Here is a 21,607-nt window from a genome sequence, read left to right on the forward strand (position 1 = left end):
AAGGCTAGCCCCAGCCGAGCTCATGCAGGCGGTCGTCGTCGATTCCGAAGTGGTGGGCGATCTCGTGGATCACCGTCACGGCCACTTCGTCGATGACTTCCTCGCGGGTGGAGCAGATGTCCAGGATGGGCTGGCGAAAAATAGTGATCCGATCCGGCAGGGAGCCCGCTTCCCACCAGGAGTCGCGTTCGGTCAACGGCACGCCCTCGTACAAACCAAGTAGTACGGTGTCCGGATCTTCATCCGGGCGTGGTGTGTAGTCGTCCTCGATGAAGATTGCCACGTTGTCCATGGCGCTTGCAGCTTTGGGTGGGATCAGCTGCAAGGCGTCGCTCACAGCTTCTTCGAACTCCTCCGGCGACATTTCGAACGGCCCGGCAGGGAAATCCGCGTCAACTCCGGCTAATCCAGCGCCCTCGGTGGGGGCATGCTCGATCGGGCTATGCGCTGCTTTCCGCTCCGGAAGCGGCGAGGAGGGGAGATCGCCGTCGGGAACGATGGGCAGGCCGGGAGGGAGATTCGCGGACATGATCCGACTCTAGTCCCAACAAGGAACATTGACGCCCTGGAGCTGGTACGCGCTGGTGCACCGTCCCCAGGTCATGCTGAACTGTTCGAATGCGAGCTCGTCGAACGGCAATCCGTAGGCCAGCCCCGCATCTCACCAACGAACGAACAGGAACCGCATGACCGCCACGCCTACCTCCGCACCTGAGCCCCTCGACGTCGTCGTGGTAGGTGAGGCGCTCATCGACATCGTGGAGTCGCCCGATGGGCAGATCGAATATCCCGGAGGCTCGCCGGCCAACGTTGCTTATGGGCTCGGCCGCCTGGATGTAAAGGCCGGCCTGCTGACCGCCATCGGACGGGACCAGCGGGGCGACGCCATTGCCTCGCACCTTCAGGGCGCGGGCGTGGTACTGCTGCCCGGATCAAAGTCCTTGGGCAAGACGGCGACGGCGACCGCCCGGATCGATGCCGACGGTTCGGCTGAGTACACGTTCGAGATCGATTGGGCACTTGCTCCGCTCGCGCTGCCGTATGCACCAAGAATCCTGCACACGGGTTCGATCGCCACGTTCCTTGAACCTGGGGCCAGCGTTGTCAGGAGCCTGCTGGAGCAGGCGCAGGGCGGCTGCATGATTACCTACGATCCCAACATCCGTGCTGACCTCCTTGGCAGCCACCACGAGGCACTTTCCTTGTTCGAAGAGTTGGTGCCATTGACGGACGTCGTGAAAATGAGCGCGCACGACGCCCGTTGGCTGTACCCGGGCAAGGATTTGGAGGACACCGCGAGTCACCTCCTGGACCTTGGCACTGTACTTGCGGTAGTGACCCGGGGCTCCAGCGGTTCGCTCATGGCCACCCGGCACATGCAACTCACAGTTCCCGCCATTCCATCGAACGTGGCCGACACCATCGGCGCCGGGGATTCATATATGTCGGCGCTCATTATGGGCCTGCTCCTGCGTGGCAGCGACGGTCTGGCGCCTACGGTCCTGGAGCGGATCGGAACCACGGCATCCATGGCAGCATCCATTACCGTTGGCCGTCCGGGCGCCAATCCACCCACGCACCGGGAGCTCCTTGCGGGTATGGCCCGCTAGTCACTTTGCCGTTCGCCGGGCAGCCATTGCCGTTCGCCGGGTCAGGCCCACGCCGATCAAGCACACCACGCCACCGATCAGTCCCCAGATGGTTGGGACTTCCTGAAGCACAGCCCAAGAGATGAGGATGGTGGTGCCGGGGACCAGGTACGTCGTGGCGGCGAGTTTTCCGGCCGAGATCAAGGACAGTGCGTACGCCCATGTGGTGAAGGCGATGGCCGTAGGGAAGATGCCCAGGTAGACCAAGCCGAGTGTGGCCGGCAGCGGCGCCGACTGGACCTCGCTGATCAGTTGGCCCGTCCACGGCAGGCAGCACACGGTGCCTACCATGATGCCGAACCAGGTCGCCTGGCCGGCTGTGAATTTCCGGAGCACCGGCTTCTGCAGGATCGCGCTGACGGAGGCGAGTACGGCGGCAAGCAAGCACAACAACACCCCGGCGACATCCGCCGTCGAACGCTGTCCCGAACCGAGGGCGATCATCGCCACGCCACCGAACGCAACGGCGCTGCCGATCAGAAGCCACCGTGGGAAGCCTTCCTTGAGGACTACTCCGGCGAGGACTGCAATGAGGATCGGCGAGACGTTGATCAGCATGGCGCTGGTACCGGCGTCGAGCATGTGCTCCGCAGCGTTCAGCGCCACGTTGTAACCGCCGAACCACATCACCCCGTACGCCACGATGGGCAGCCATTCCTTGCCCCGTGGCCAGACTTTCAGGGTGGGCAGCACCACGATTCCAAGTACGACGGCGGCAACCGCCAACCGTCCGAGCGTCAAGGAACCGGGGGAGAAGCTCGGGCCCACAGCGCGGATGCCGACGAACGCTGAAGCCCAAAGGACTACGGTGACGACGACGGCGGCGATGCCAAGTTTGCTGATGGGAGCTGCAGGCGCGGGGGTGTTGCGCGGTTGCATGCCCGGGGACGGCTGGCCAGGTTCGGCCGGGGTGGTGGTTGTCATAGAGCCAATCTAGTGCCGGGGAGGTTGGCGGGGCTGGCGGTTTTCGGACGCGTCACGGCAAGAAACTGCCAATGTTTGACGCCGCGTGGGTTGCGGGGTTAGTTTATCGATGTTCGATATTAACGAATTTCGATAACCACTGGGGGGAAACTGTGGGTCCAAAAAGAAGGATCGTGGATTCGCTGGCGCGCGTGAGTGTGCTGTCAAGAGTGGATTCGGTCGTCCTCATTGTCGTCTCGGTGGCGGTCGCCATTGCCGCTTCGCTTTCAACAGTCTCGACGATCATCAGTAATGGCGACGGAGAGGTGGTCCTGCGGCTGCCCCTTGACCCTTCCACCCGGGAGTCGGAAGCGCTGGATCTCGGTGCCGTAGCCCGCGTCTCGGAAGTGCAGGCAACCGTCCCCGTCCTCCCTGTATATGAGGCTTCACTCCTGGGTTGGTCGGCAGTCATGAGTCTGGTGGCCGTCCTCTGCGTCGTTTCGCTCCTGGTCCTGCTGGCCTATCGGCTTACGAGCAGGGTGCTGTTCGGCCCGCGCACTGCCGTCATCGTTGGGTCCGTCGGCATGCTCCTGGCAATCTCGGGAAGCGCCGCCCAGCTGCTGGATTCCACCGCTAAGAATCGGCTGGCCGAACAGCTTGGAGCCATGCCGGCGAGGGCCGGGGAAACGTTGGTCTACATTTCCGGGTTCGACCCGGCACCTTTGGTGGCTGGCGGGGTGCTCGTGTTGCTGGGGGGCGTGTTCCAATTCGGGCGACGCCTACAGAGCGATACCGAAGGCCTTGTCTGATGCCAGCCGAAGAGACGATCGCTATCCACTGCAGGCTGGATGAGTTGCTGGAGCTCCGCGGCATGACGCTGACGGAGCTCAGCCGTCGAGTTGGGGTGAGCCTCGTCAACCTGTCCGTCCTCAAAAATGACCGGGCGAAGGCCATCCGATTCTCCACGCTGACAGCCATCTGCGAGGCGCTTGATTGCCAGGTCGGTGACCTCCTTGAGCACGTCCCGTAGTCGCTATTGCATAGTCGCGCAGACCTCGATTTGGGAATATCGCCATCTATGCTCTAAAGTTTTAGAGTCCAGTTCGGACGGGTGAGAACCGAAAAGAACGCATAAAGTGTTGTTTTTCCTCGCATAATCCGAATTGAGTTCAGGCCCCCATCGTCTAGCGGCCTAGGACACCGCCCTTTCACGGCGGCGGCACGGGTTCGAATCCCGTTGGGGGTACGCAAGGCAAGTGGTAAATCGGATGAAAAAAGTCTGGTAAGCTAGAAGCCTTGAAAAAAACGCGGTAGAGATACTGCAAACGCAAGGCCCTGTAGCGCAGTTGGTTAGCGCGCCGCCCTGTCACGGCGGAGGTCGCGGGTTCAAGTCCCGTCAGGGTCGCTCTGAGCGCCGGAAGTAATTTCGGTTCTCAAGGTGACTTGTCACCTAGGCTCTGTAGCTCAGTTGGTAGAGCGTTCGACTGAAAATCGAAAGGTCACCGGATCGACGCCGGTCGGAGCCACCAGCGAAAACCCCGCAGTTCTCAGTATTATCGAGGATCTGGCGGGGTTTTTCTTTGCCCTGCCCACCGTGAAAATTAGGGCTGGATCGGGTCCAATCGGGAAAAATCTGAACCGGAGCCCTGGTATTTCCTTGGTAGACGGGTCGGTGCTGGGTGCATGGCTTGCAGCTTGCTCGCTCGGAACGATCTCTGAAGCGGCGGCCCCGGGCCCCCAAATCCCTGTTCGAGTGTGACCGCTCCCGCGACCTGGGGACTTACCGAGGGTTGTGACCTCTCCCAAGAATCGGGCTTTTCGTGATGCGGTTACGCCGCATCCCGCAGGGGCCAGCCCGGCCCTGAGTATGTTCAACGCCGCGTTGACGTCGGCGTCATCTCGATGCCCGCACGAAACGCATAGGAAGACCTTGCCGTTTCGATTAGCTTGCTCTCGGTGCCCGCATGCACTGCAGGTTTGAGAGGTATAGGCGGGGTTGACCTGAATGAAGTCACGCCCGGCGCTTTCAGCCTTGGCGCAAATCAGATCCAGGAACTGACCCCAGCCTGCATCGCGTATCGACCGGTTGAGACCAGTCTTTGCAGTTCCCCCGTTAGGAAGGTAGCCTCCGCTACCATCGGGGCGGGGCGCTGATCGACGAGTCATATCGCCCGTTCTTAGCGCTTCCACCACAATTAGATCAAACGCAACGACAAGCTGCCGTGAAGTCTTATGCAGATAGTCGTGCCGCTGATTGCGAGCCTTGCGGTAGAGACTGGCGACCTTATCCCATGCCTTAAGGCGCCGCTTGGAGCCTTGTTGGCACCTAAACACTTGCCGTTGGGCGGCGGCGATTTTCTCAGAAGCCGCTGCTCCGTAACGCGGATTGTCGATCCTTTCCCCAAGCGAGGTGTATGCCAATCCGTTCTGGCCCGTGGCGAGGTCGAGCCCAATCTGGGCCCCGGTCTTGGGAAGAGGAGGAGGTAGTTCCTGTTCGACAACGAGGTGGACATACCAATGTTTGCCTTCACGCTGGGCAGACAGTCTTTTCACACTGCCGATGACAGGACGATGTTGTTTGACTTTGACGTGACCCACACCCTGGAACTTGACTCGCGTCTGGGTGGGATGTGGAACTGAAGCCCACTTGGCGCCGTCCCCGTTGCGGTGCTCTACGGAGGTGAATTGCCGCGGCCCCTTGAATCTGGGATAGCCGACTTTCTTCTCCCCGGACTTGATGCGGCGGAAGAACGCTTTGAATGCCTTGTCCAGTCGGCGCAGTGTCTGCTCCTGGGACGAGTAAGACCACCGCGCTTGGTCGGGATCGGTCGAGCGTATGGCAGTCAACTGGGCATCCTGGTCCTTGAACCACACCTGTTTCCCGCGTCTCCAAGCTTCTTTGCGTTCCTGCAATGCGGCGTTGTAAAGGTCTCGGTGGTCGGCAAGCATGGCCCGGAGCAGTGCCTCCTGCTTCGACGTCGGGTACATGCGGAACTTGTATGCCCGGATCATATCGGTTACTGACAGGTCTCCATGTGGCGAAAGCCACCTCCTTTACAGACCCCGAAATCCACCATGTGTTACTAGTGCGGCAGACAAACCCAGTCTACTTGGGCTGGCATGGATTTGTGCCTATACGTCCGCAGCAGTCCTCCGAAGAGCAGACGCTCCGATGGGCTGAACGGCGGGCGCTAGTTGGAGGCCGTATCCGGGAGATTCGCCTGGAACAGGGCTTATCGCAAGAGGCCTTGGCCTTGGAATCAGGCCTTAGCCGCACGATGATCATCGGGATCGAGTGGGGCCGGAAGAGCGTTGCTTACGAGCGGTTGTGGGACATTGCCGCAGTCCTCGAGTGTGACATAACTGAGTTGTTCGTCCCTGCCCGCAGCCGACCATCGGTCAGTCCATATCGAGGTGGCAGTAGGGCCATGAACAGACCAGAAGGGAATAGAGCCCTCACCTGATCTTTAACTTGGGCAGGTGGCGCGGTCGGGCGTAGGCCCGAGACCCTTGCGCAGGACCTGTGTGGTACGCCAGGCGTGGTTTGGCACCACGGTTACCTTCGCCGGAACAATTCCTTGATGGACGGATTGTTTGCTGGGCCGGTCATGTGCTCGAAGGGCTGACCGTCCAGTCCGTAAGCGAACGGTCCTCCACCAGGGGTTGCCCTGCTAATGGGCAGTCCCTGAAGCATCGCCCAGAGCATCGTATCTTCTCTCATTTGCTTGATTTTGAAGAGATCCTGAATGACATCTTCGGGGGTGTCGGATGCGCGATGGTGTTCCAGTTCGCTGTTGCGCCGCGAAGTCATCGGGACCATGTGGTCGGGGCGCACGCACAGGGAGTTGCGGCAGACATGGTCCAGTGTCAGACGGTTTCCGTGTCCGCCTATGAAGAGTCCGTAGGAGTAGCGATGGGCAAGCCATTCGTGGTTATCGATGCTGATGACGCCGTATCCTGGCCGTACTTCACCGGTCAGACTGACAACAACCTTGTTGATTCTCCCTGTCCAGGGCCAGCATCCAAACAGGCCGTCAAGGCCGTCAAGGGTCGGCGTAATTTGGCTCAGAAACTTGTCCAGGGTCCGGGCCATGGCTTCTTCCGTGCGAACGGGTTGCTTCAACAGCAGAGGTTCGTGCATCCGGCAGTAGCCCTCGCGTGAGCGTCCGGGCTCCAGCCGAGCTGTGCAACCGGCGGTCCTGCACTTGGGCTTCTTCCGCTGTGCTTGCCGGTAGTGCTTTTCACAAAGCCCTTTGGCGTAATGCGGGTTGGGCGGAATGTAGCGGGGATTGGTGGTGAGACAGACGAGGCAGCTGCGCTGAAACTGATCTTTGGGTCTGGCCACGCTGTCGTTTCCCCCCACCACGATGTGTCCTATATAACTCTGATGGAGGATCATACTGCACTGCATCAAGGCCTGCAATACCAGGGATTTCGAACGTGAATAGCCCGATTCTGCATGGGGAGAGTTAGGGCAGATACGGGGCTGTTCTCTCCTCCTGCGGTCCTTGGATCCACCGGCTGACTGCCGGCTCGAAGCCGCACCGGGCGTCTTGCCCCTGAGGGCGCACGCCCGGATCTGCCAGATGAGGACCAGTCCCCAATCCGGTTACTTCGCCTTCTTTCGGCGTTGGATGTCCGCTCCGCGCGGGCGCCAAGGCACCCTTACCGATTAGACCAGGGGAGGTCGTCGTCCCTGGTGACCCCAAGGTCTGCTGTCACCTGCGTCTCTTCGTGCAAGCAGACGCCGGGAAGGGGTATTGCTGGGTATCAAAGTAGGCGCAAATTCACCTGCGTCTCTCACTGGGAATCGACGAGAGCGCACCTGCGTCTCTCACGGAAGGCGTTTGTGTCCCGGCGTCTTGAGGCACCCGCATCTTCTGCTGCCGAAGATGGCTTCAGGGCTGGAACGTGTGAGCCCCAAAAACCCATGCGCCGTCCGTCCAGGCGTACCCAAACCGGGGTCCAACGAAGCGTCGTCAGAATTTCGGCGTACAGGGCTTTCTACGGGGACGCTAAACGCACAGCCATGGTCGTAAGCGGCTGGTTTCCCGGGGGGCCGGACGGATCTGGGCGGATCTGGTGGTTTGGCTGTTCCGACGTTGACCACCACGAAATCTGACGGGTAACCCTGTCGGAGGTGGTGGGCTCAGCTGCCGGGCTGGGTCTATTCGGCGTGCGGTTGGTGTGCCCGCTCCTGCCGAATTTCCTCTCGGTCTCTAAGTACCCACTCGGTGATCGACATGGCCATCACCACCGCAATGTAGACCCAAGCCCACGTGCCACTCAGGAGGCCGGTCGCCAGCAGCAGTAAGCCGAGGGCAACGAGTGTCCACGACGTGACCTTGAGTCCGCGCATAACGCTTGCGACTGGCATGCAATTCATCATCCCTGTCCTCATGACTGCCGTAAAGACCATGCCGACGGTAAAGCATGGAGCTGTCACGACTGCGCTACCCCTTTCACACAGCAGCATGGCTGGTTCCCAGATGCACCGTTAGGCCACATTCATCGGTCAAGACGGGTCCCACCACGTACTGCCATGCTTCGAGCCGATAAACCAGTCGATATGGGTGACAATCACCATGGTCAGGCTTCGATCGCAGCTACCAGCAACGGGGTGGGGGGAGACCCTTTCGCGATCCGGGCCCCTGCCCGCCGGTGATAGCCCCTGGGGTACCGTACGAGTTTGATAGTTACGAAGGGAGGATGCACAAGGGGTGTATACGCCGCTTGTAATATACAACTGCCTTCCTGACAGCAGCAGACAAGAGCACAAGTTTTCCTTCAGCCATAGGTCATGCTTTCGCAGAGAGGCGATGCGGCTTGTGCTGTCGGAAGGACCGTGCTGGCGGAGGCGCGCTACTTGGGATGGTCAAACAGCGAATGGTCCTCCGGCTGAGTACGCACCTCCTTTTAGGAGGGCAGAGCCCGTCTGACATTGGCTCTTCAAGGCATCCGCCTCTACGAGCACCAGTCAAAACGGGATGACGACCCTATACCTGCGGGTGATCAATACATGAACGCGCAAAGGCTTCCAAAAGACGAAACATCAATGTGGCTCATGAGGGCGTGGCATCGGTCTCGTGGTGGAAGAAACCAATCGTGTGGCTGGCAAGGATCGGTTGAACCGTCTGGGGGAAGAGTCCGCAGACTATTTCGGTATCCATAGCCAGAGAGCGCTTGAGACGGATAGCAAACATGGAAGACCAGAGCGGGGCTTTTGACGATGGTGTTGAAAGAATCAACAATCGACGCCTCTACGGATACGCTCCATGGAATGCCGTTTACGAACGCATTACCGGGCGGTGTCTTATAACGGAACAGTATCCTGGGTGGGTTTTTGCCGCGGCGTTCACCCCAAATCGGAGGAACATCCGTCGGAGGAGCTGCTAATAATTTCACGAGCTCTCTGGTTCTCACCGAAGATGCCGCCAGCGCCCGGCACGTTCCTGCCCTGGACCCGAAGATCTTGCAAACAGTCCGCTAGTGCGGAAGAACTTGGCCGGGTTCCTGCAATACTTGTCAGGTCCCTCACGCGGGGATTGCACTATAAAGGTGTGAACGAGAACGGAGTGCAATGATGGAGCTCGCGTCAGACGCCGTCGCTAGTCCCGAAGACAGCGGCGAGGTGCATGAAGACCCAGTGTGTGAGCAACGGAACGAGTCACACGCGCAAGAGGCACCAACATCGACGACGCTCGTAGAGGTGACGCCGGGTGTAGCTGTCGTCTTCGGTGACGTGCCCGGGGGCCTCGAACTTATTGACTTCGGACGGATCCCATTTTTCGACAGAGCCCAACTCTCACAGGCTCTTGGTTCAATTGCCAGTGTTGGGACTATCGTAGGTAACGTCGCGGAGGCAGTCTCAAACGCACGGGGCTTGTACCGGGTCAATGACGCCACTCTCTCGTTGCTAAAGAGCGGCGGGGAACTCGCTGCGAAGGATGGAGCGAAACTTGGCGCCATCTTCAAGAACGGTGAGATGGTCGCACAAGCACGCTTCATCCCGGTTTCCATGACAGCTGCAACCGCGATTGCCGCGATCGGACCTGCGGTCGCCATGCTTGCACTTCAAATGCAGCTCGGCGAAATTTCTGACCTTATGCGAACCAACATCGCGTTGACAACACAGACCTTGAAGGCAATTCGCAATGACCAGTGGTCTGAACTAGAGGCGTTGGCAGAGGCCATTGACGAAGCAACGAACGAGGCGCGTGGCCTCCCTTCGATTATTGATTCCGTATGGGAGCCGGTAGCAGCCAGCGGAACGCCGATACGCAGGCAAATGAAGCTGTACCGGAAGAATGTCAGTGAACATATCCAAGAAATCGCCAAACTAGATGGACGCCCGCGTCGCCAATATCTTGAGTTGAACGCTGAGGCCATCATTTTCGATACTCACGCGTTGCTCACTTCCCTTAAGGCCTTTGCAGAGTACCAAGCCCTTCGGGCTGCAGTGGCAAGAACTCGAAGCGCTGATGACAAGAATGAAGCGCTGCTCTTCGAGCGAATCACTCGTAATACTCCACCCAAGGTCGCACAGTCCATCCGAGAGATCGGCCACCTGACCGACTCTCTTGTGCGTGAATTGCGTATCATCGCGGAACTCCCCGGTCAGGGTACCCTGCCGCTGACAAAGAAGCGCAGGGATGCAAAGGCCTCAAGACTGACATGTGCACAACTCCTCGGAAGCATCGAACCTCTCGCCGATATGCTCAATCCGGCTGCCGCGATGCCAAAGGTACCGGACACGGTCTGCGCTCCGGAGGATCTTGATCTCGACCCCTATCTTCACGTGCTTCGGTGGTTCATGAAAGACGGCGAAGAGCTGCGGGCGATTGCCTTTCCCTACACGGCTGGTTCCCATAACCTCGCGGGTGTAATACCCCCGGTTCTAGCCAAGCGAGTTGATGCTACCTGGGACGCGCTTGCGCTTGGAAGGACAGGTACTCTCGTCGAGAGGCTTGTCTCCAGTACTTTCGTGGCAGTGACTGATCACCGGATAATCACCGCAACGCCTAGGGGTCTCCTCCGCCGTGGTGAACTCGGCGGTGCTTTCCCGCTGGATGAGGTGAGGTATGTGCGACCCAGACACCACCAGGGTGATAGCGTGCGTCCGACCATCAGCGTCATCACAGAACAGAGCGATCTCCGGTGGATGTTCCCGGCTGACGCCGATCATGGTCAAATCGACAAGCTTGCGGCCCTTGTTGACGAGGGCGCCGTCGGCGTGAAGACGAGTTCGGGCGCGGTCGAAGAGCCAACGATCACGGCCAATGGGAATGAGTCTCTCACACGGGGACAGCCGCACTAATCCAAGCTTCTGCTGTTATGAGCTCGGCGCCCGCAGACGTGTGCCTTTATCTGAGTGCCTGACTATAAGGAAGTTTGACGATGATTGATTGCGGGAGAGATTCGCTTTACTACAGGCATATCAATGCTTTGGCTTGGCGTGTGGCTAGCGAGCTCAGCCGGAGGGATAATACGGTGTACATAGGGCTGACAGGCGAGGGGGGCTCGGCAGCACACACCGATGCTCTCATGCTGACCAGTCCCACCGGGCCTGAGTATCAGGCGCGGCGGATGGGACTCGGGTTCACCGCGGGCAGCGAGGGTGCCTTCACGATTGCGTGGGATCAAGCATTAAGGATGCGTAGTGCCAGAGCGATCGCAATCGCTTTGGAAGAGTCACTTCACATCCACCTTCCTGAGAAGTCGCCTGTCACCAGTCCTCGCGCACTGGGCTACAGGGTCATGGCCTCGATACTGGAGATGACCGTGGGCGACGGGAGACAGTGGTTGACTCACGAGCGGACCGGGGGGCCAATGAGCCACGTTTCGGAGTCGACCAAGGAGCGACTTCTCCCGTACGAGGACACACTCTGGGCACTGACCAGAGATGGCGAGGAAGTTGCCGTTCTTGACAATTACGGCTGGCTCAAGATTGACCACCGGCAAATCGATCTTCATGCCAGGTACCGGGAACTGAACGGCAGCCTCTACCTGCTGGTCGCCGGGGTTTTCGGCGGCCTTTTGCCATAGCTAAGACCCATTGACAACGGGAATGCGGAGGCTAAGAGGGGGTCTGGGCGGTAACGTCTACCGTTCAAGTCAAGTACCTAGGGGGACTGAGCCGGGCGGCGAGGGGCCGGTGCAAAGCCCGGCAGGGGCCGAAGACCTCGAGTCAACAAAAGCCGGGGCAGTCCCGGATGGCATCGGCACGGACCTGGACAGCGAGGTCGGGGGGGGTGGCGCAGACCATGGTCGCCATCATGTCTGCGTTTGCTCAGAACGTGACCAGTTGTCTGAGCGTAATAGGGTCGGCATGGCTGTAGCAGCAGTCAATGGACGCAAGACAGGCAGGACGCAGGGGGCTGCGGACCCAGAGAAGGTAAGACGGGCGCATGAACTGAACGGGCGCGGTCTCTAGCCCAGGTGCCATCCGAAAGATCATTGGAGTCAGCCGCCACTACTGCCTACCGCTACCTTGGCTTGGAGTCCTGAGCTTGGGCCCTTCCTTTTAGCTAGAAGAGCCCTACTGGCCCGCTAGGCTTTCCAGCGGATCGATCGCACCCATTAACGCGAGCGACTGGACAGTTAGTGCAAGGTCGTCAAATTCGCGTGGGAGCTTATCTCCTAAGGACTTGGCGGCGTGGTCAATCCGCTCACGCGTGAGGACCGCCCCACGCATTGTTTTCAACCAAGACTTGAAATCGACGCTGGTTAATCGCTTAGCTCGGGCGAACTCATAAGCCGCTTCTAGTTCCTCCCAGGTTGCCGCAGTAGGTATGAATTCAGAGACTGGAAGATAACATACGATGTCTCGTTTGGATAGCCCGAACGGCTTGATGCGATGAATGACGTTGGCATCGATGGCACGCTCTCCAAGTTCCTGCAACCAAAGTAGTTCGCCACCAGGGCCGAGACCAGATAGTCGACCGAGGGCGGCCTTCGCGGACTTCCGCTCACCGTTCTGAAGAAGTTCCGTTGCCGCATCCCAGATCCTGAGCGCTGGACCGGAAGTCACATTGTCGAGAACAAGGATGATGGAGGCGTCGGTCGCGTCCAGGAGAATGCGCGCATCAGCGATGGATCGCGCATGCCGTGCACCGTTGATGGGGATGATTCTTCCCCCAACCCTGGCCACCTCGTCCCCGATGGCGACTTTGAGAATGTTCTCATCGTGGAAACCTTCGACGAGAACAAAGACCGTTGTGAGCTGAAGGAGCTCAGCGGAGCTCAAACCAAGGACCTCAGCGGGTTGGGACGTGAAAAGGCTAGTGCCCAAGTCAATGTACCGAAGGCTGGTGGCTTGGCCTCGCAATCGACTGACATGGTGGAGATCTGCGCCGGTGCGGACGTCCAAAAAGGAGGGTGCGTGCGAAGCAGTGAGTACCATCATCTGCTTGGAACGACCGCAAACATTGCTCAGCATCCTCGGGAGCTCATGCTCCCGCCTCCGATGAAGTCCCCGTTCAGGTTCATCCATTAGGAACATCTGCGGGCGGCTGGGGTCCAGCCCGGAGATCGCCCACTGCAGTGCCGTTAGTGCCCAACGCTGTTCCGCGCCAGAAAGCCGGCCCAAGCCGATGGTTTCGCCCTCAATCTCAGCTGTCCACTCAGGAACTTCCCCGACAAACCATTCAGCAGGGGACTTGAGCTCGAGCGTTAGGCGGAAGAAGTGTGGCCCTGTGACGTCAAGGAAAGAATTTGCTTCGTCAATGAGCGTCGATACCCGTGCTGAAAACGCGGGGTGGAACCGCGTTTCCGAGTCATCGGCTATATCAAGTAGGTCGCCCTGCGACTCCACTAGCGCTACCAAGAGGTTGTTGGTGGTGTCACGCGTACTCTCCACAGATCCGCTATCGGAAATGACGTGAACCGGGGAGACTTCAATTCTGCCGAACGCTGAAACAGGCACAGGGAAACGCGATGGCCACTGAGAAAAGTAGTTCCGGTCAATGACTCGGCCACGTGTCGCCACACGGCTCCAAGGCGTCGTGTCGAAGGAACGGATGGGGTTATGAGCCAAGGATTCGACTACCGCGTCCTGGTATTGGCTCTCTCCGGTCGCAATCATCTCCGAGAGAAACTTGCGCTGAAGGTCGTGCCAGTCTTGGAGGTTCTCATGGTCGGCGTCTGTCAGTTGCAAACTCAGGTATGAGCCCCATGCAGGCTGTGCAATGCTGCCAATCGGAACCAAGCTGAAGGTTATGGACTGCTGAGAAGCAAGCGGTTCTCGATCCCAGATCCAGTCCTCGTCGAGTTCTTGGCTCAGAAACTCGTTTATCAGCCATTTCCACCGCGTGAGGCGCGTGTCATGCGAGGGAAGAGATCCCACGACTTCGTCTGCGGGAAGCATGGAACTATAAAGCGATGCCTCAAAGGTGGAGTCTTCGAAGGCATCAGGAGCCTCCTGAAGGGGGCGTTAGCCGCACATGTAGGCACGAGCGATCCGAAGCGACGCCCGAAGATTGGCGCGGACCGATTCCTCGGAGCACCGACTCTGCTTCCTTCAAAATGGTTGATTTGCCACTGCCGTTTAGGCCGTAAAGGACGGAGAGACCTTCGCTGAGGTCGAGGTGGACCGCGTCTACGGGTTTAGGGCCGAAAAGACTGATGCCAATAAGCTCGAAACCTTCTCCTTTGAGTGACACTTTTCCCTTTCATTTGCCTTCCACGGCGGGCCAGTGAGTCCACCCTAGTCTTTGGGTGCTTGCCAGCGCAGGATCGAGGAAGTGGACACGCGGCTCTGATCCTGAAGGCAGCTGGCGATGCCTAACCTGGTACTTCTCCGCTTTATATAGCAGCGCGGTGTCGCTGTCTTCTTGTCTCCCCCAAGACTCCCGGGCTTAACACGTGGCAGTTTTCTGTCACGGTGTGTGGCTTATGCGGTCATACAGGTTCGGGGGAGTAGATTTGGCTGTTGAGAGAAGTATGGGGGAAGTGAAATTCATCGCATGACCGAAGACTTTTTGCCGGGCTTTGAGGACCAGCGTCCCCGCACTTGGCTTGACGCGTTCCCATGGCTACCCGGGGTTGCCGAGCCCAACGCCCTTCCGATGTGGGAGGATGCGATCGACGGCAACACTGTGACGGCCCGTGTCCAGAGACTGGGACAGCTCTCGGGACTTGCTATGGAACGGCTCACTCAGTGGACCCTTGGCCAGATCTTTCCTGGCCTCACCCCTGAGCTGAATCTGCTCGAAATCCGGCTGCCGGCACGCGCGGTCAACGCCCTAGGAAGCCATGGCTGCAATACGGCAGCAGATCTGATCCCTGTCAGGCTAGAAGAAATGATGCGGTGGCGCAGCGTCGGCGTCGGGACTATAGATTCTATTCTGCAAGCTCTAGCGGACGCCTCGACCTCTATGGCAACGCCGGCAGTGACTACTTTTACAACATCGAGTAAGCAGCCGCAGCTGGAAGTGCCCACGCCCCGCTTAACGTCCGTGATCGATGATTTCAAGCGGATTGCTGCTTGGTATGCCCTAGTCGGGCTGCCGAAGCAGCCCTTGCTTGGGGCACCGCTGGCTCCAGGAAGTCCTAAAGAAGTAGTCGAGGCCCGCCAACGGCTCGAACTGCTGCAGGCAAGGGCATTGCTTAATGGCGAGTCCGGGAGTGACGTCGCTGTCTTCTTCGACAAGGCCTTGGCCACTCTGGATGACCGCGCAGTCAACGTTCTCGCGAACAGGGTGTTTGCCGACGTCCCCCTTACCTTGGACGAACTCGGCAGGGTCCACGGCATTACTCGTGAACGTGTCCGTCAGATCGAAGGCAAGGCTCGTGGGGTTATGCTCGGTTTCATTTCGGAGGGCGGCCCATTGGCGATGGTCGCGGATGCCGCCCGAACGCTTATCGGAACGATTCGCCCCCTCGAAGACCTGCTTTCCTTAATCCCTTCCCTTGGAAAGACAGTCGAGGCTGTGGGTCAGCCGGCGTGGCGGGTGCTCGACGGGCTTGACGACGCATACGAGATTGAGGACGGCTGGTGCGCGGTGCCCACCATGCAGTCCGCTGAGACGGTCACTCGGGCGCAACTCGAGGAACGGGTTGACCAATACGGGGTGGCCCGCCTCGTCGAGCTTGACCTGATCGAAACCGGCCGCCCGGAGCAACTGTCAGATCTGACGGCCTCCTGGCTGCGGCGATGCGGCTACATCGTCGAGGATGATGCTGTTTTCACACGTGTGCAGTCTGTGGGTGATTATGCAGCCGCTGTGCTGTCCGTGACAGGCTCCCCAATGGGCGCCCAGGAAATCGTAGACCGCTTCGTATTTGATCGCACTGTTGGCTCACTCAAGAATGCGATGAGTCAAGACGACCGCTTTGAACGAATCGACCGAGACCGTTGGGCCCTCAAGGAATGGGGAATGGAGGCCTACGCCGGCATACGCTCCGTAATTCGCGAACAGGTGGCACGGAACGGGGGACGCGCCAATCTAAACGACCTAATTGAGCACATCACGGGCCGTTACACCGTGACAGCGAACAGCGTGGTCGCTTACGCCAGCATGAGACCGTTCGAAATTCAAAACGGGGTCGTCCGCCAGCATTCTGGAGATCACGAAATTCGGAAGACTCCTGCCAGTACACGCCGTCTCTTCCGCAGGCCTGATGCGTGGGCCTACCGGGTCCGCATCAGCACGGACCACCTTCGTGGCAGCGGCTCAGTCGCTCCCGTCGGGATTGCCGCGGCCGTTGGCCTCCAGCCGGGCGAGTCCCGTCAGTTGCCCTCGTCGCTTGGTCCACAGCTCATTGCGTGGACGGGCACGCAGCCCTCCTTTGGAACCATCCGCCGGTTCCTAATGGATCAAGACATCGCCGCCGGAACAGAAGCATTCCTGGTGCTCGGGGACGACGGTGGCTTCAGCTTCGAGCCCGCCCGTGAACCCGTCGGTGAGCCTCTTTCGGACGCTCTTAGCCTGGTGGGAGCGGGCGAAAATCTTGACCCAGATGCCGCCCGCCGAGCATTTGCCGTAGCTCTTGAAATGCCGGAATCTACCCCCGTTATAGGCCTAATAGGAGCGTACCGAGAGCGCGGCGATGACGACATCGCCGAATTGTTGATCAGCCTCCGTGAGCATCTAGACACCGTGGACAGGCCTAAGCCCCCGGAGCGCCGCGGTGACATCGAAGACATCCTGGACCTGCTCTGATGGGCGCACCGCTCGGACTCCGCTCACTGCGCCTAAAAGATCGCTACCGCAGTGATAGGGAAGATGTCGTCGCAAACTTCTTCGTGCCGGCCTTCACTGTTGCTTCCAGCTACAGCCGCGCAGTCGGTTACTTCACGTCGACCAGTCTGGCACTCTACGCCAGGGGAATTGAGACGTTCGCAGAGCGCGGTGGGACGATGCGCCTAATTGCATCGCCGCATCTGAATGAAGACGACATCGTTGACATCGAGCGGGGCTACGAGCTGCGCGATGTGATCGAGCGCGCCGCACTACGCGAACTCGATTCGGAAGATTCTGATGCTGTGTTGGAGGGCCTCGGGCTCCTGGGGCCGGCTCATCGCCGAAGGCCGTCTGGACATCAAGTTGGCATTCATAGAGCAAGAAGGCCGGATCGGCATCTATCACGAGAAAATCGGCGTATTCCGCGACGATCAAGGTGACCTGGTTGGTTTCACGGGTAGCAGCAACGAGACCTATGGCGGCCTGATGGCCAACTTTGAGTCGGTTGAGGTGTACCAGGGATGGGTGCCAGGCGATGGCGCGCGCGCGTTACGGCTGGAGGACGACTTCGAAGCGTTGTGGTCCAACCAGACACCATCCCTGAGCATCGAACCCTTCCCTGACGTGGCGCGTGAACGCTTGCTCAAGTTGGCAGAGGAGCGTCCGACAGCGACTCTGCCCGGGCGGGACTCGGCCCTAAATCCTCCACCAGAAGTGGCATCGGACCCGTCCCATCTCACCATCCCTGATTGGCTGACGGTCCGCGATTACCAACGCGAGGCCGTCGAATTGTGGCTGCGGAACCAAGGGCGGGGCATCCTGAAGATGGCGACCGGCACGGGTAAAACCAAGACTGCCATGATCGCTGCAACGCAGCTGAGTCGCGCCCTTAGAGAACACGAACAGCCGCTTGTGATGGTAATTGTTGCTCCGCAGTTGCACCTGGTGGACCAATGGATTACAGAGATCGAAGAGTTCGGCGTAAGGCCGATCGCAATATACGATGACAGCAAGAAGTGGCAGCCGACCGTTGAAAGCCAATTGACGTCTCTTCGGATGGGCCAGCGACCACTACTCGTAATGGTCGCAACCAACTCATCCTTCGCAGGTGCTAAGTTCCAGTCAGTGCTCTCACGCATTTCGCAGCCCCTTCTAGTGATAGGCGATGAGGCACACAACCTGGGGTCGGCCACCTACCTAGCGGCCTTACCCCAGAACGCAACGTATCGGCTGGCTCTGTCCGCCACACCGGAACGTTGGTTCGACGACGAAGGCACCGATGAGCTCATCCAGTACTTCGGCAAGATCATATTCGAGCTGCCGATGGACCGGGCAATCGCTATGGGCGCCCTCACCCGCTATCACTACTACCCGCGCCTGGTGGAGTTAGCTCCGGACGAAACTGAATACTACGTCGACCTAACCGGGCAAATTGCCAAACGGATTGCCTCAGGCGAGAGCATCACGGACGCAAAAGAGGATTCGGCACTTGGGCGGCTCTTGCGCGATCGAGCCAACATACTTGGGCATGCCGGGGGTAAGGTGGCTGCTCTCGAAGCAGACCTGAAGGAACATCGTGACAGCTGGTTCCAACTGGTCTACTGCGCTGAAGGTCGCCGTCCACGACCATTCGGCGAAGTTCCGGGCGAACGGCAGCTCTCCGAAGTCATGCAGATGATCGGCAACGGCCTGCTCCTCTCGGTCCACGACTATATTGGCGAGACGCTACGTCCTAAGCGCAAGGAACTACTTAGGAGGTTCAGCTCCGGCGACGACCTTCGGATCCTTGCAGCAATGAAATGTCTAGATGAGGGCGTCGACATCCCTGATGCGCGGATCGGATACTTGCTCGCCAGCAGCTCAAACCCTCGCCAGTTCATTCAGCGTCGAGGGCGACTGCTGCGCCGTGCTGAAGGCAAAACGCACGCCGTCATCTTTGATTACCTCGCGGTGCCGCCCGCTGATGCTCCAATCAATTTCGATGTCGAGCGAGCACTCCTGATTCGCGAATTCCAGCGCGCAAACGAGTTCGGTAAGTTGTCGGAGAACTACGAGGAAACTCTGCAGGTCCTGCGTCCGCTTAAGGAGCGGTACCAGCTGATGGACCTGTGATGACCAAGTGACAAATGCAAAAACCTGAAAGGAGGGAGCACGATGGCTGAGGCACGGAATGAGCGCCAGGTGCTAAATGAACTGACCAAAGAGGAGCAGCACCTGCTTAGGCGAGTGCTAGAGATCGAGAGGTCTAAATTGCACCTGTCCACCTACGACGCGACCGATGATTTGCTCACGGTAGTCAAGGAGATCCTGCCTTGAAATTGCAGTCCATCACCCTTACCAACTTCCGTCAGTTTGAAGGCGAACAAACATTCGACCTCACGACGGACAGTGTGCGCCCAGTGGCCATGCTTTTTGGCGCGAACGGCGCTGGCAAGACCACCTTTCTCAACGCATTCACTTGGTGCTTGTACGGTATTCTCTCGGACGACCTGGAACAGAAGAACCGGCTGGTCAGTGATGGCGCATGGGCTCGCACCGCCATTGGTGCCAGCGCAACTGCTGCGGTCGATATTCGCTTTGAGCACGAGGGGCTCAACTATCGGCTCTTACGCTCGATGAGCTTGCGCAAAGAATCGGACCTCCAACAGAGGGGTGCTCCCGAGCCCCAGTTGTGGGTAACCAACCCGGACGGCTCCTCCGAAGTCGTTGAGGGCCCGCAAGTCAAGGTTTCGAGCATCCTCCCCGAAAGCTTCAGTCGCTTCTTCTTCTTCAATGGCGAACGAATCGAGAAGCTGGTGGCGGGAGGTGCATATGCAGAGGCGCAAAAGGACATCAAGATGCTCCTGGGGCTCGAACAAGTGGAGAGAGCCCTTGTCCACCTCAAGAAGGTCGACAACAAAGTGACGGCCGAGCTGCGTAACAAGAACGGAGGGGCGTTATCGAAGATTCAGGAAGCCATCGACGATCTGAACGAGCGTGAGACAGCAAAAAAAGAAGCACTTATCGTGGCCGAGGGCCAGCATGCTGCGCTCACGGAAGAACGTGAAGGCGTCCTCGCTGTTCTTCGACAGCACGCCGAAGCTGCTCCCATACAAGAGAAGCGCGACCAGGTCGGTAGGGAGTTAGACCTCGCTCGTGATGAGTTGAAAGTGGCCCATGACAGACGAGCTACCCTGATCGGAACCCGCGGCTTTCTAGCCTTCACCGACCCTCTCTGCGAGAAGACAGAGGCAATGGCGCAGAGCCTGTACCGGCGGGGTGCTCTTCCGGCTCCCCTCAAGCGCGAGTTCGTCGACCAGCTGCTCGACGAACGAACCTGCATCTGCGGTACCGATTTGGTCGAGCACTCGCCAGCCTGGAAGCAAGTTCAGGAATGGAGGCACAAGGGCCGGACTCCAAGAGGTTGAGACAGCGTGGCAGAAATTGCGCGGCCAGATTGAGCTAATGGGAGGGGCGCGCAATGATCTTCGCGAAGCGCTTGCCAGTGTCACCCAAGAAATTGATGGCCTGAACGAGCGCATCAGCGAGCTGGTGGCTGAGAGCTCGGAACTTGACTACAAGCTACGAGACAGCAGACATGAGGAGGTCACACTCCTTGAGAGCAAGCGCATTGACCTCGACAATCGGATAGGCGCCCGCCAGCAGGAGATCGGTGGCCTGAAAACCGATCTGCAGACCATCGCAAAGGACCTGGATCACCAGAACCGAGAACGAAGCAAAGCCGAGATCGAGGACGAGCTGGCCGCTCGTGCTTTGGGCCGCTCAAACCTAGTCACTAACGTCCGTAAGGCCCTTGGGGAAATCTTGTCGATCCGCGAGGCGGACATGAGACGGCGCTTGGATGCGAAGCTGAAGGAGATCTACAGCGACATCACATTCAAGAAGTCCTACATCCCTACGCTCAGTGAGAACTTCGAGCTGTCTCTCCACGATGAAGCCACGAACCTTCCTGTCGGCAAGTCCACAGGGGAGAACCAAATACTCAGCTTGAGCTTTGTCGCAGCGGTCTCGACCTTGGCCCGAGAGAGCAAAGAGCTCCAGGATGCGGAAGCCAGCGGTGCACCGGACGCCGGGGTGTACCCGATCGTTATGGACGCCGCATTCGGATCACTCGACGTGAACTATCAGACGGCCGTTTCTAGGGCACTTGCCAAATTGGCTCCGCAATTGGTGGTTCTCGTGAGCAAGAGTCAAGGGCTGGGCACTGTGCTGACCGAGCTTCGCCCATTCCTCAGCCATCTAGGGGTTATCGAGAGTCACGCGGCCGGCGAAGGCGTTGAGGCAGAGGACATCGAGTTTAACGGGACACCTTACCCCTACATTCGGCCGTCGAAGACGGCGCACTCCAAGCTGCAGGAGATCGAAATCCGATGACAAGTTCACAAGCTGATGTTCGCGCAAGGCGCCCGCAAGATCACGCTGTACTCATCGAATTGATGCAGTCAGAGGCAGGCTTCCCGTACTATCGCGATGTTCTTCTCTTCGCTGCTGCCGTTGGTTGGAGTCAGGGTCGGCGGGTTCCGCTAAGTGGAACAGGAGGCGAGGGCATCCGAATCGACGTGCTGACCGGTCCGCTCTACAGCGATTCCTTGATCAGCATGATCGCTGTAAATACCGTCGCGGATGACCCCGAGGTCCTCGATGCACCCCGCCTTGAAGAACGAATTCGGATCTTCGAGGAATATGCCAACGGTGGGTTGGAGTACATCCAGGAGCAGATCAATACGCGCCACCAGACAGCGGCGCTGGTCGTGCTTGATGTAGTGGCCGATGCTTTAGCTCAAGACGGTGGCATCAAGCCCATGAGCGTCGACGAACTACTCGGCGGGGTGAAGTGGTAGACGGAACCACGTGCGCCATTAGACCCCAAAT

General features: G+C 59.0%; 18 protein-coding genes, 3 tRNA genes and 1 pseudogene. 15 read left to right on the plus strand and 7 right to left on the minus strand.

All coding sequences use genetic code 11. The annotated features are described in order from the left end of the window. Window positions 1-4 precede the first annotated feature (4 nt). A complete protein-coding gene (locus LDP01_RS20350) occupies window positions 5-529 on the minus strand; it encodes a metallopeptidase family protein (protein WP_224094937.1) in 525 nt (174 codons plus the stop codon). 157 nt (window positions 530-686) lie between these two features. Between LDP01_RS20350 and LDP01_RS20355 the strand changes: the two genes are divergently transcribed. Then, entirely contained in the window at window positions 687-1,610 is a 924-nt protein-coding gene (locus LDP01_RS20355) for a carbohydrate kinase family protein (protein WP_224094938.1), read from the plus strand. On the opposite strand, the gene LDP01_RS20360 is transcribed toward LDP01_RS20355, so the two are convergent. After that, window positions 1,611-2,573: a DMT family transporter gene (locus LDP01_RS20360; protein ID WP_224094939.1), complete on the minus strand. Its 963-nt coding sequence runs from the start codon at window positions 2,571-2,573 to the stop codon at window positions 1,611-1,613. 173 nt (window positions 2,574-2,746) lie between these two features. Here LDP01_RS20360 and LDP01_RS20365 point away from each other — a divergent pair, with 173 nt between their 5' ends. The 5 genes from LDP01_RS20365 (at window position 2,747) to LDP01_RS20385 (ending at window position 4,081) form a co-directional block, all read left to right on the plus strand. Beyond that, window positions 2,747-3,361 (plus strand): hypothetical protein, encoded by a 615-nt coding sequence (locus tag LDP01_RS20365; RefSeq protein WP_224094940.1) that lies wholly within the window; start codon window positions 2,747-2,749, stop codon window positions 3,359-3,361. Then, window positions 3,361-3,582 (plus strand): helix-turn-helix domain-containing protein, encoded by a 222-nt coding sequence (locus LDP01_RS20370; protein ID WP_224094941.1) that lies wholly within the window; start codon window positions 3,361-3,363, stop codon window positions 3,580-3,582. The genes LDP01_RS20365 and LDP01_RS20370 overlap by 1 nt, the downstream gene beginning before the upstream one ends. 143 nt (window positions 3,583-3,725) lie before the next feature. Next, window positions 3,726-3,798: transfer RNA gene (locus LDP01_RS20375), tRNA-Glu, on the plus strand. 85 nt (window positions 3,799-3,883) lie between these two features. Further along, window positions 3,884-3,957, plus strand: a tRNA-Asp gene (locus LDP01_RS20380). A gap of 48 nt (window positions 3,958-4,005) precedes the next feature. Continuing rightward, window positions 4,006-4,081 (plus strand) — tRNA-Phe (locus LDP01_RS20385). 391 nt (window positions 4,082-4,472) lie between these two features. Here LDP01_RS20385 and LDP01_RS20390 read toward each other — a convergent pair. Next, window positions 4,473-5,564: pseudogene (locus LDP01_RS20390) on the minus strand (transposase); the annotation flags it as partial. Between LDP01_RS20390 and LDP01_RS20395 the strand changes: the two are divergent. Further along, on the plus strand, window positions 5,552-6,016 hold the full coding sequence (locus LDP01_RS20395) for a helix-turn-helix domain-containing protein (protein WP_224094943.1): 465 nt from the start codon (window positions 5,552-5,554) through the stop codon (window positions 6,014-6,016). The pseudogene LDP01_RS20390 and the gene LDP01_RS20395 overlap by 13 nt on opposite strands. 92 nt (window positions 6,017-6,108) lie before the next feature. Here the strand turns inward: LDP01_RS20395 and LDP01_RS20400 are convergent, their stop codons facing one another. After that, a complete protein-coding gene (locus LDP01_RS20400) occupies window positions 6,109-6,675 on the minus strand; it encodes a hypothetical protein (RefSeq protein WP_224094945.1) in 567 nt (188 codons plus the stop codon). A gap of 1,044 nt (window positions 6,676-7,719) precedes the next feature. After that, entirely contained in the window at window positions 7,720-7,929 is a 210-nt protein-coding gene (locus tag LDP01_RS20405) for a hypothetical protein (protein WP_224094947.1), read from the minus strand. 1,203 nt (window positions 7,930-9,132) lie between these two features. Here LDP01_RS20405 and LDP01_RS20410 point away from each other — a divergent pair. Together LDP01_RS20410 and LDP01_RS20415 are read left to right on the plus strand one after the other, a co-directional pair. After that, entirely contained in the window at window positions 9,133-10,869 is a 1,737-nt protein-coding gene (locus tag LDP01_RS20410) for a hypothetical protein (RefSeq protein WP_224094949.1), read from the plus strand. A gap of 80 nt (window positions 10,870-10,949) precedes the next feature. Beyond that, complete coding sequence (locus tag LDP01_RS20415) at window positions 10,950-11,597, plus strand: TY-Chap2 family putative peptide chaperone (protein WP_527249113.1); 648 nt, start codon at window positions 10,950-10,952, stop codon at window positions 11,595-11,597. 493 nt (window positions 11,598-12,090) lie between these two features. Here LDP01_RS20415 and LDP01_RS20420 read toward each other — a convergent pair whose 3' ends face one another. Then, on the minus strand, window positions 12,091-13,917 hold the full coding sequence (locus tag LDP01_RS20420; protein WP_224094954.1) for an OLD family protein: 1,827 nt from the start codon (window positions 13,915-13,917) through the stop codon (window positions 12,091-12,093). 43 nt (window positions 13,918-13,960) lie between these two features. Beyond that, entirely contained in the window at window positions 13,961-14,212 is a 252-nt protein-coding gene (locus LDP01_RS24025; protein WP_224094956.1) for an ATP-binding protein, read from the minus strand. 303 nt (window positions 14,213-14,515) lie between these two features. On the opposite strand from LDP01_RS24025, the gene LDP01_RS20430 reads away from it, so the two are divergent. From LDP01_RS20430 to LDP01_RS20455, 6 genes are all read left to right on the plus strand, one after another. Beyond that, complete coding sequence (locus tag LDP01_RS20430) at window positions 14,516-16,714, plus strand: sigma factor-like helix-turn-helix DNA-binding protein (protein WP_224094958.1); 2,199 nt, start codon at window positions 14,516-14,518, stop codon at window positions 16,712-16,714. 318 nt (window positions 16,715-17,032) lie between these two features. After that, window positions 17,033-18,847, plus strand: coding sequence for a DEAD/DEAH box helicase family protein (locus tag LDP01_RS20435; RefSeq protein ID WP_224094959.1), 1,815 nt, complete (start codon window positions 17,033-17,035; stop codon window positions 18,845-18,847). A gap of 42 nt (window positions 18,848-18,889) precedes the next feature. Beyond that, entirely contained in the window at window positions 18,890-19,051 is a 162-nt protein-coding gene (locus LDP01_RS20440; protein WP_224094961.1) for a hypothetical protein, read from the plus strand. After that, window positions 19,048-20,142, plus strand: a complete 1,095-nt coding sequence (locus LDP01_RS20445; protein WP_224094963.1) for an AAA family ATPase — start codon at window positions 19,048-19,050, stop codon at window positions 20,140-20,142. The genes LDP01_RS20440 and LDP01_RS20445 overlap by 4 nt, the downstream gene beginning before the upstream one ends. Window positions 20,143-20,179: 37 nt before the next feature. Beyond that, window positions 20,180-21,109, plus strand: coding sequence for a coiled-coil domain-containing protein (locus tag LDP01_RS20450; RefSeq protein WP_224094965.1), 930 nt, complete (start codon window positions 20,180-20,182; stop codon window positions 21,107-21,109). Continuing rightward, a complete protein-coding gene (locus LDP01_RS20455) occupies window positions 21,106-21,576 on the plus strand; it encodes a DNA phosphorothioation-associated protein 4 (RefSeq protein WP_224094967.1) in 471 nt (156 codons plus the stop codon). The genes LDP01_RS20450 and LDP01_RS20455 overlap by 4 nt, the downstream gene beginning before the upstream one ends. Window positions 21,577-21,607 lie beyond the last annotated feature (31 nt).

The sequence above is a fragment of the Arthrobacter sp. StoSoilB13 genome (genome assembly GCF_019977255.1).
In the GTDB taxonomy this organism is placed as follows: Bacteria; Actinomycetota; Actinomycetes; order Actinomycetales; family Micrococcaceae; genus Arthrobacter.